Genomic DNA, 10,000 nt, shown 5'->3' on the forward strand with positions numbered 1-10,000 from the left:
TCAGCAACAACGGATTAAACATTTGTTTGTCCCATGCCGCTGTGTCCGCAGGAACAGCATCCAATCTGATGGTACCGAGATCAACAATGCGTCTGTCGTCTGGCCAGGTTTTACTGCCGTCGAGTAAAGGATCGCCTTCGTTAGGCAGTTGAGCTTGCAGGCTAAACTCCACTGGAGTTTTTACTACTCTTTGTTTGATTTCATCCATCAGAAAATCTGGCGCGACTTTTTTTGCGGCTTCATCTGACAAATAGTTGGCTCCTGCTTTTGGCACTATGCGATAGCGAAAATGTTGTTGAACCCCTTTGTCATTTTCAAAAATAAAGCTGTTTACGCCAAAAAATGATTGATTAGCAAAACTGGCTGGCACAGGTTTAGGCGTTTGAACAAAAGTAAGAGCGGCCGGGTGACTTTGTAAAAAATTCTCAAGCTTAGTCGGTTTATTAGTATCCGTTGCATTAGTTTTAATCGCGGTTAACAGCTCCAGAAACTCTTCAGGTGTCGCTACGGGAAAGCCGTTATAGGAAATGCTGACAATGTCGGTTGAATTATTGTCGGGCAAAGTGAAACGTATAGCCATGCCATTGGGGCGGGCATGAGGGTCGGCATCTGGTAAATTTGGCACGCCAGTGGCGTTAGAGAAGCGCACTGTCACTGGTACTGTCTGGCTGAAATGGGCCGCACTACTGTAGTTTTTTGCTTCCGCCGATGGCGTGAAACTGCCGGAGACTATAGCACCTTTAGCGTGATTAGCGCGAAAGCCTTTGTGTGGCCCCTGAGCCAATTCAGTCAACGTATCCACTAACTTCACCGCGACATTGCCGTTGTCTTGCGCTTGTAATGGCAGGCAGCTAATCGCTATTAAACTTAAAGTGCCCTTTATTAAACCTTTTGTCATGACCTTAACCTTTTAAGTAAAACGAACCTGAACACAGCCTTTGCTCTGAGCAAACACATCGCTAAATGCAGGTTCTGCTGCTAAAAATGAGTGGTTAGAAGAAACTCATTCAAACAGCACTGCCGCCGCGTCACTTTGCAACAACTGTTGAACCACGATGAATTCCGCTTTGAGTATGGTCAGTATTCTTCAGCCTTGCCATTTTCTGATTGCGTCCTTTGGCAAGCAGTTGCATTATGCTGGCTCCCGATATTGATGGAAGTCTGTATGTCTTTATGGATCCCTTTTACCCTTTTGGCTGCTTTTATGCAGGCCATGCGTAATGCATTCCAAAAGCAACTAAGTAAAGATGTGCCTGTAATGGGCGTAACTTTAGCCCGTTTTGTCTACGCCGGTCCTTTAGCATTACTTTATCTATTAGGGCTTTATCAGTGGCAAGAGTATGAAATGCCACATTTCAACCCGTGGTTTGTGTTTTACGTTGTTGCCGCGTCTGCGATGCAAATTTTGGCGACCGCTCTTATGGTGATGTTATTCCAGCTTAAAAATTATGCAATAGGAGTGGGGCTCGCAAAAAGTGAGGCTATTTTGGCGGCTATTGTTGGAGTGATGTTTTTCGGTACTTACATCAGTCCGTTAGGTTGGTGTGGTGTTTTTATCGGAGGCGTCGCTGTATTTTTGTTAACAGGCGCGACCAGCATTCAATCATTGTCCGCTAAAACACTGGCTTTGGGTTTAGGCAGTGGTTTAGCTTTTGCGCTGACCTCTTTGTGGGTGCGCGAAGCCAGTCTGACACTTGAACTGCCTTTTTTACCCGCAGCAGCCTGGGTGTTGTTTTTTGTGATTACCACCCAAACCCTGGTGTTGCTGGCGTATTTGGCTCTGAATGATAAAACAACCTTAGTTAAACTGTGGCAAAAACCACAACTTACGTTAGCTACTAGTTTTACCAGTTGTCTGGGGTCTTTGGGATGGTTTACTGCAATGAGCTTACAGGCGGTGGCTTATGTCAAAACTCTAGGGCAGGTAGAAGTGTTGTTTACACTGCTTATTTCTGTGCTGGTACTTAAAGAAAAACTCAAAAGTCAGGATCTGCTGGGGCTGGGCTTAATTGTAGTCGCGGCTGTATTGGTGATGTGGGCTTAATGTTGAATGCAGTACAAAAGTAAACATGGTGTATATTATTTAAGTAATTTGTAACAAACCTGAGGTAATCTTGTTTTTCTCTGTTCGAAAAGCAGAGTCAATACAGATGGAAGGAAGTAAATCCTCCCTGTATAACAAGAACTTAGGGGTTTATAATGAAACAGATCACAACCTTAACACTGTTTGTGGCAGCGCTTTTAACCTGCAGTAGTTATGGCAATGTGCTGATCAGCGAGGTGTTGTACGACGCTCCGAATAACGACAGTACAGAAGAGTTCGTTGAGCTGTATAACAACAGCTGTACAGCCATTAATCTGCAAGGTTATAGCCTGCAGGATAATGGCGGCAGTTTTAATTTATCAGGTACGGTGGCACCACGCAGTTATTTTCTGGTGGCAAAAAGTAGCGCGGCCATGCAAAACCTGTATGGCAAAACACCGCAACTTGCTGGTTTAACCCTGGCATTTGGTAACAGCGGTGATTACGTTAAGTTAAGGAACGGCAGCAGTGAAATTGACTCTGTGGGCTGGGAGAATGGCTTATTCGGCTGGTCCATTAATGCAGTTGATAAATCCATTAGCCGCATTTCCAGCAACGACACCAATACAGTGTCAGACTGGGGGGTGTCGGGCAACTACGGTAACCCCGGTACCGGTGTATTTACCGCCGGTTGCAGTGGAGGTGGTGATACAGGAGGCAGTACAGATCCTGTTGTTAATCAGCCGACTTATTACGCTGCAGCTTTGGGAAAATCAGGCTCTGAACTTAAAGCTGCATTAAATAACATCTTACGTGGCCATGTCCGTCTAACTTATAGCCAGGTTTGGGATGCGATTTCCTATACAGATGAAGATCCAAACAACAGCAATAATGTGATCCTGCTGTACGCTGGCCGTTCAGAGGCGAAAAGCTTCCGTGCTGGCCAAACTAATTCATTGGATGCCTGGAACCGCGAGCATGTCTGGGCGAAAAGCCACGGTTTCCCCAATGAAAGCCAATATGCCTATACAGATATCCATCACCTGCGACCTGCGGATGTGTCTATTAACTCCAGTCGCGCTAACAAAGACTTTGATTTGGGCGGTACGGCTTTGGCCGAATCGCCTGAAAACAAAACTGACAGTGATAGCTTTGAACCACGTAATGCGGTCAAAGGTGACGTGGCCCGTATGATGTTTTATATGGATGTGCGCTACGAGGGTAGTGATGACACAGGCACTCCAAACCTGATTTTACGTAACTTTGCCCCGACCGGAAGTTCAGCTCCAGAGATGGGTAAACTATGTGTATTGCTGCAATGGCATTTACAAGACCCAGTGGATAGTTTTGAGACCCGTCGTAATAACCGAATTTATGAATGGCAACAAAACCGCAATCCATTTATTGATAATCCACAATGGGCACAGTCGATTTATGGAGCCAGTTGTGGCCTCTAATTGCTGATCTAACGCCAAGCTACTTTTCGAAGGAAAAGCAGCTTGGACTGTGTCGGGGGGCAGGCTAGAATGGGGCAACTTAAAAAAAGCGTTTAAGCGCTTGCTTATGGAGCATCTATGAAGCCTGAAACCCTGTTGCAGCAGTTGCAGCACTCCCATGATTTTTTAAAACTCAGCCTGAACTATCCGGATTTTTTACCTTTTGCCTGCTACCAACTGGAAAATGGCACAGAAATTCAGATCTGGGATACTGGTGTGATGTATTGCCAACCCAGACTTTGCGGTCAGCAAGACATAGTACTGAGCAGCGGAGTACATGGTAATGAAACCGCGCCAATTGAGCTTTGTTCGCAACTGTTGAACGAAGTGTTAAGTGGCAAACTACAACTGACAGAGCGGCTACTGTTTATATTTGGCAATCCTCCAGCTATTAATGCCGGTGTCAGGGAGATCCAGGATAACCTCAATCGTTTATTCTCCGGACACCACAGCAAAGAGCCTGGTGTACAAAGTGCAGAACGTGAGCGGGCAAAAAAATTAGAAGCCTATGTGCTGAAGTTTTTTGATGACGCTCCGACTGGTTTACGTGAGCGTAAACTCTATGACTTACATACCGCCATACGGGGATCCCGATTTGAAAAGTTTGCTGTGTATCCATTTTTACATGGCGCGGACTGGAGCAAAAACCAGTTTGAGTTTTTAAAAGCCTGTGGCGCGAACACAGTGCTTTTAATGCAAACGCCAGCCAGTACGTTCAGCTATTTTGCAGCCCAAAGCTGTAAAGCGCATGGTTTCACCATAGAGCTTGGTAAAGCCCGGCCTTTTGGTCAAAACGACATGAGTCGCTTTGCCGAAGCTGATGCTGCGATCAGAGCTTTGATATCTGGTGGTGACACTGTTACAACTGAGTTTAGTGAAGCAGACTTTAATCTGTACGAAGTACGTCGTTCTATCAACAAGTCCACTGAGGCTTTTAAGCTGCATTTTGCGGATAACATCGAAAACTTCAGTTCATTTGAGGTCGGCACTTTGCTTGCCAGTGATGCAGGTGTTGAATACAAAGTGGAAGTCGAGGGTGAAGCTATTATTTTTCCTAACCCCAAGGTCGCTGTCGGCCAACGTGCAATGTTGATGGTAAAACCTGTTTCTGTGGCAGGAAAAGTCAGTTAAACCGCAGTTTTGTATTTTTTGCAGTACAAAAACTCTGACAGCTGGCCTTGCTTTAGTGCATGGACCAGCTGTTTTTATTTGAGTCTCTGGTTGCAATGCAGTTTACGTAAAGGTAAAGTTGCGGCCGAAAATAATAAGAAAACAACTAAACTTAAAAAGCACGTAAAACAAAAATAATGGTCAGGGCAAACGGGGAAACGCAATAAATTGACGAAGAGTGGTCATCAAGCCACCGCGCGTTTATACCCTGGTAACTTGAAGTTGCGGCGAGACGACAAGCTGTTGAGATCACAGGAGCATAGTAAAATCCATGCGACTGAGGCGAGAGGATGCTGTCAACAGAGCTGCAGCTTCAGGTGCGACAGGTATAACCTTTTGTCACAGTCTGACGGATACAACCAAAAGAGACACCTATGACTAACCCCAATAACGCAACCATCTCTACAGTGCACACAGCTGAGTTTACCAGCGGTCACGCGTTACAAATTCCCACGCTGCGCATCCTGCAGGATGACGGCTCTTTGTACCCAGGCGCCGAAGCGCCACAACTTGATAAAACCACAGCCCTTAAAATGTACGACAGCATGCAGTTTATCCGCATTTTGGACGAGCGCATGCTGGCCGCTCAGCGTCAGGGCCGTATTAGTTTTTACATGCAGTGTTTAGGCGAAGAAGCCGCCACTGTCGGCAGTGCAGCTGCTTTAGATGATAAAGACATGATTATGGCGCAGTACCGTGAACAAGGCGCCTTGCGTTATCGTGGTTTTAGTCTGGAACAGTTTATGAACCAGCTGTTCTCTAACGAAAAAGATTTAGGTAAAGGTCGCCAGATGCCAGTGCATTACGGCAGCAAAGATATTTACTACATGACGATCTCATCACCGCTAGGCACCCAAATTCCTCAGGCCAGTGGTTATGCGTATGCGCAAAAGTTACGCGGACTGAAAAACACCACCATTTGTTATTTTGGTGAAGGCGCCGCCTCTGAAGGTGACTTCCACGCTGGTTTGAATATGGCCGCTGTGCATAAAGCGCCTGTGATTTTCTTCTGCCGTAATAACGGTTATGCCATTTCAACGCCCGCCAATGAGCAGTTTAAAGGTGATGGTATTGCCTGTCGTGGTGTGGGTTATGGCATGAAAGCCATTCGTGTCGACGGTGCTGATATTCTGGCGGTGTATAAAGCCACGCAAATGGCACGCGACTATGCGCTGGAACACGAAGAGCCGATTCTCATCGAATCTATTGCTTACCGTTTAGGCGCGCACTCGTCGTCAGATGACCCAAGTGGCTATCGCTCGAAAGAAGAAGAAGAGCTGTGGCGTAAAAACGATCCGATTTCCCGTTTCCGGTTATGGCTGGTGAAACAAGGCTGGCTGGACGAAGAAGCTGATAAAGCCAAGTCCGATGCGCTGCGTCAGGAAATATTAGATGCATTAAAAGTGGCAGAAAAAGTGGCCAAGCCTGGTATCGAACATCTGATGAGTGATGTCTACGAAACACCAATTCCACTGTTAAACGAACAATTAGAAGAACTAAAAGCACATATCAGAAAGTACCCGGATGCCTATCCGGTGACGGCGGGGAGATTTGAATAATGGCTAAGATGAATATGTTACAGGCGATCAACAACGCCTTAGATTTAGCCATGGCCAAAGACGACGGTGTGGTCTGTTTTGGTGAAGACGTGGGCCACTTTGGTGGTGTATTTCGCGCCACCAGCAAATTGCAAGAAAAATACGGCAAAGCCCGTTGCTTCAACACCCCTTTAACGGAGCAAGGCATAGCGGGTTTTGCCAACGGTATGGCAGCTCAGGGCATGAAGCCTGTGGCGGAAATTCAGTTTGCTGACTATATCTTCCCGGCCTTTGACCAGATTGTGAATGAAACGGCTAAGTTCCGTTACCGCTCTGGCAACGAGTTTAATGTGGGTGGTTTAGTATTCCGTACTCCATACGGTGGTGGTATTGCCGGTGGTCATTACCACAGCCAGTCGCCTGAAGCATATTTTGCTCATACACCAGGTTTAAAAATTGTGGTGCCACGCGACCCGGCTCAGGCTAAAGGTTTGTTATTAGCTGCGATTAACTGCCCGGATCCGGTGATTTTCTTTGAACCAAAGAAACTGTACCGCGCATCTGTAGGTGAAGTATCAGAAGACTATTACGAAATTCCACTGGGCAAAGCCGAAGTGCTGCAACAAGGCAAAGACGTGACTGTGTTAGCCTGGGGCGCGCAGATGGAAATTATCCAAAAAGCTGTGGATATGGCACAAGCCGAAGGCATTTCCTGTGAAGTGATTGACCTTCGCAGCATTCAGCCCTGGGATGTTGACACAGTGGCAGAGTCTGTGATGAAAACCGGCCGTTTAGTCATTAACCATGAAGCGCCGTTAACAGGTGGTTTTGCTGCTGAAATCGCATCGACTATTCAGAAAAAATGCTTCCTGCATCTGGAAAGCCCGATAGAACGGGTCTGTGGCTTAGATATTCCGTACCCGCTGGCACTGGAAAAAGAATATGTGCCCGATCATCTGAAAACTTACGAAGCGATAAAACGCTCGGTGAACTTCTAAGGACAGCCAGATGAAAAAAGATTTTATTCTGCCGGACATTGGCGAAGGCATAGTCGAGTGTGAAATCGTGGAATGGCTGGTGAAAGAAGGTGATCGTATCACTGAAGACCAGCCGGTTTGTGACGTAATGACCGACAAAGCTTTAGTGCAAATCCCTGCTGTGTACGACGGTGTAGTGACCAAACTCTATTACGCCAAAGGCGATATCGCCAAAGTGCATGCGCCTTTATTTGAAATGGATACAGACGGCGCTGCGCCTGCTGTTGCAGCTCCATCTGCTCCAGCTCAAGCTGCCCCTGCAGTTGTTGCCACTGGCAAACAGCTGGAAGACTTTATTCTGCCTGATATAGGCGAAGGTATTGTTGAATGTGAAATTGTTGAGTGGCTGATCAAAGAAGGCGATGTATTAGCTGAAGACCAGCCAGTTTGTGATGTGATGACTGACAAAGCTTTAGTGCAAATACCAGCTAAATACGCAGGTAAAGTGGTCAAATTACATTACGCCAAAGGTGAAATCGCCAAGGTGCATAGCCCGCTGTTCCAGCAGGAAATAGCTGGTACTTCAAGTTCCGCTCCGACAGCTGTTGTTACAGCGCCAGTTGCTGCCCCGGTGTGTGCGGCTAAAGCAGCTTCTGTGGCCGCAGCTCCAACAGGCAATGGCAAGGCTTTGGCGAGCCCAGCCGTGCGTCGTTTAGCCCGTGAACTGAATATCGACTTATCTTTAGTGCCAGGTTCTGGCGAAAAGGGCCGGGTGTATAAAGACGATGTCAAAGCTTATGCCAATGGTGGTGCAGCTTCTGCTGTAGCCAAAGCTGTTGCAACTCCAGTCAAAGCCGCTGTGGCCACTACAGTTGTGACTAGTTCTGGCGGCAGCCGTGTAGAACCTATCAAAGGCATTAAAGCGGCTATGGCGCGTCAGATGCAGGATTCTGTATCAACTATTCCGCATTTTACTTACTGTGAAGAAATTGATTTAACAGAGCTGATTGCGCTTCGTGGCCAACTAAAAGATCAATACGCCAAACAGGGTATTAAGCTGACGCTGATGCCATTTTTTATGAAAGCCATGTCGTTGGCTATTAAACAGTTCCCTATCATGAACAGCCAGGTCAACAGCGACTGTTCAGAGCTGACCTATTTTGATGATCACAATATTGGCATAGCAGTGGACTCCAAAGTGGGTTTACTGGTGCCGAATATCAAAGGTTGTCAGAACAAGTCGATCGTACAAATTGCCCAGGAGCTGACCAAGCTGACTGACGCTGCCCGTGAAGGCCGTGTTAGTCCGGCAGAGCTCAAAGGTGGCACTATCACTATTTCCAACATTGGTACCATAGGTGGCACTGTGGCCACTCCTATTATTAACAAGCCGGAAGTGGCGATCGTAGCGCTGGGTAAAACTCAGTTGTTGCCACGTTTTAATGCCAAAGGTGAAGTGGAAGGCCGCTCTTTGATGCAAATCAGTTGGTCTGGTGATCACCGCGTCATAGACGGCGGCACCATAGCCCGTTTTACTAACCTGTGGAAAAGCTATCTGGAACAGCCATCATCTATGTTGTTGTCTATGGTCTAACCCATTGACGAATAGCTGGTAATTGGCATCGTTCTTTGTTACAAAACCCGGATGATCAGAAGATCCTCTGGGTTTTTCGTTTTAAGAGCGCGAGCACGCAGGCAACTAAGCAGCAGTTTCAAGTATCATTTAGGTTCAGCGGGTTTACCCAAAGTAATTGGAACTGCAGCGAGGCGACAAGTAATCGAGTCCCCATGAACATAGGTTGCTATGTGATTGGGGCGAGAGCACGCAGGCAACAAAGCAGCAGTTTCAAGTACGAAGGGTAAACAAATGGACAAACATCAGCTTCGTAACTTCTACATCCCCGAAGAGCAGTCGGTCTACCTGCTTAACGCCAATGACGCAAAGAAGCTTAAAGACTGGGTGGCGCTTTGTATCTCTGAGCTGGAGAAGCTGGGTTACCGTCAAATCGAGCTGGTGGGCAAGGGCGCTTATGGTTTTGTTTTTGCAGGCCTTGATCAAAAACAGCAGGATGTGGTGTTTAAATTTTCCCGCATCAACTTACCCCCTCATATTCAGGAACGATTAGCCGACGAAGGCTATATGTTGTCGCAGGCTGCTCATCCTAATGTACCGCCATTTTTTACCTATCAGTTGGTGAAAAAGCAGGGCATTTTAATGATGGGCCGCGCCAAAGGCGTGGATTTGGAGCAATACAGCCTGAAACAAGGTCGGCTGCCGGTGCGTTTGTTACTGGATATTGCCACTCAGCTTGCCAGTTTACTGCTCGCGCTGCGCCAACATAAAAAAGACGGCGAAAATGCACCTATAGTGCATGGCGATATTAAGCCGTCGAATATTGTCTACGATGAGAGCACCAACCAAATCAGCCTGGTGGATTGGGGCTCATCGGTATTCGCACAGCTTGACAGCGAAGGGCATTACATTGGCACTAATGTAATGCAATTGATGTCAGCGGACTTGCAAACTTCGAATGCCCGTTTAGGGGATGTGTATTTTATTGGCCCTGAGCAACGCTCTGGTGCTCTATCCAGCCCTCGTTTTGATGAGCAAGGGGTAGCCAGTACCTTGTATGCACTGGCATCGGGCCAGTCCTGCCGTTTTGGTCGCAAAGCTATACCAGCGCGCAGCCTTGGTTTGCCTATGGAGTTTGCCACCATGCTCGACAGTATGCTGTCTGATGATTTGTTGTTGCGCCAGCAAGCCGGTGATTACTTCCTGAAAAACATGCCGCGTTT

8 protein-coding genes are annotated in these 10,000 nt (G+C 47.0%); 7 read left to right on the top strand and 1 reads right to left on the bottom strand.

Going from position 1 to position 10,000, the window contains the following annotated elements:
- Positions 1-898, bottom strand: an 898-nt coding sequence (locus LDL40_RS12785; RefSeq protein WP_300995765.1) for a catalase family peroxidase, incomplete at its 3' end; no start/stop codon positions are given.
- A gap of 267 nt (positions 899-1,165) precedes the next feature.
- On the opposite strand from LDL40_RS12785, the gene LDL40_RS12790 reads away from it, so the two are divergent.
- From LDL40_RS12790 to LDL40_RS12820, 7 genes are all read left to right on the top strand, one after another.
- On the top strand, positions 1,166-2,044 hold the full coding sequence (locus LDL40_RS12790) for a DMT family transporter (RefSeq protein ID WP_300995766.1): 879 nt from the start codon (positions 1,166-1,168) through the stop codon (positions 2,042-2,044).
- Positions 2,045-2,199: 155 nt separating this feature from the next.
- Positions 2,200-3,480, top strand: coding sequence for an endonuclease (locus LDL40_RS12795; RefSeq protein ID WP_300995767.1), 1,281 nt, complete (start codon positions 2,200-2,202; stop codon positions 3,478-3,480).
- Between the two features lie 117 nt (positions 3,481-3,597).
- Positions 3,598-4,650 (top strand): succinylglutamate desuccinylase, encoded by a 1,053-nt coding sequence (gene astE, locus LDL40_RS12800; RefSeq protein WP_300995768.1) that lies wholly within the window; start codon positions 3,598-3,600, stop codon positions 4,648-4,650.
- A 413-nt stretch (positions 4,651-5,063) separates the two neighbouring features.
- Complete coding sequence (locus LDL40_RS12805) at positions 5,064-6,248, top strand: thiamine pyrophosphate-dependent dehydrogenase E1 component subunit alpha (protein WP_300995769.1); 1,185 nt, start codon at positions 5,064-5,066, stop codon at positions 6,246-6,248.
- Positions 6,248-7,225 carry a transketolase C-terminal domain-containing protein gene (locus LDL40_RS12810; protein WP_300930421.1) on the top strand — a complete coding sequence of 326 codons (978 nt, stop codon included), beginning with the start codon at positions 6,248-6,250 and terminating at the stop codon, positions 7,223-7,225. Before LDL40_RS12805 ends, LDL40_RS12810 begins: the two co-directional genes overlap by 1 nt.
- Positions 7,226-7,235: 10 nt before the next feature.
- Positions 7,236-8,798, top strand: a complete 1,563-nt coding sequence (locus tag LDL40_RS12815; protein WP_300995770.1) for a dihydrolipoyllysine-residue acetyltransferase — start codon at positions 7,236-7,238, stop codon at positions 8,796-8,798.
- Positions 8,799-9,071: 273 nt separating this feature from the next.
- Positions 9,072-10,000: protein kinase (locus tag LDL40_RS12820; protein WP_300995771.1), on the top strand; the 929-nt coding region annotated here is incomplete at its 3' end.

Origin of the sequence: Rheinheimera sp., from assembly GCF_020217005.1 — a bacterium.
Taxonomy (GTDB): Bacteria; Pseudomonadota; Gammaproteobacteria; order Enterobacterales; family Alteromonadaceae; genus Pararheinheimera.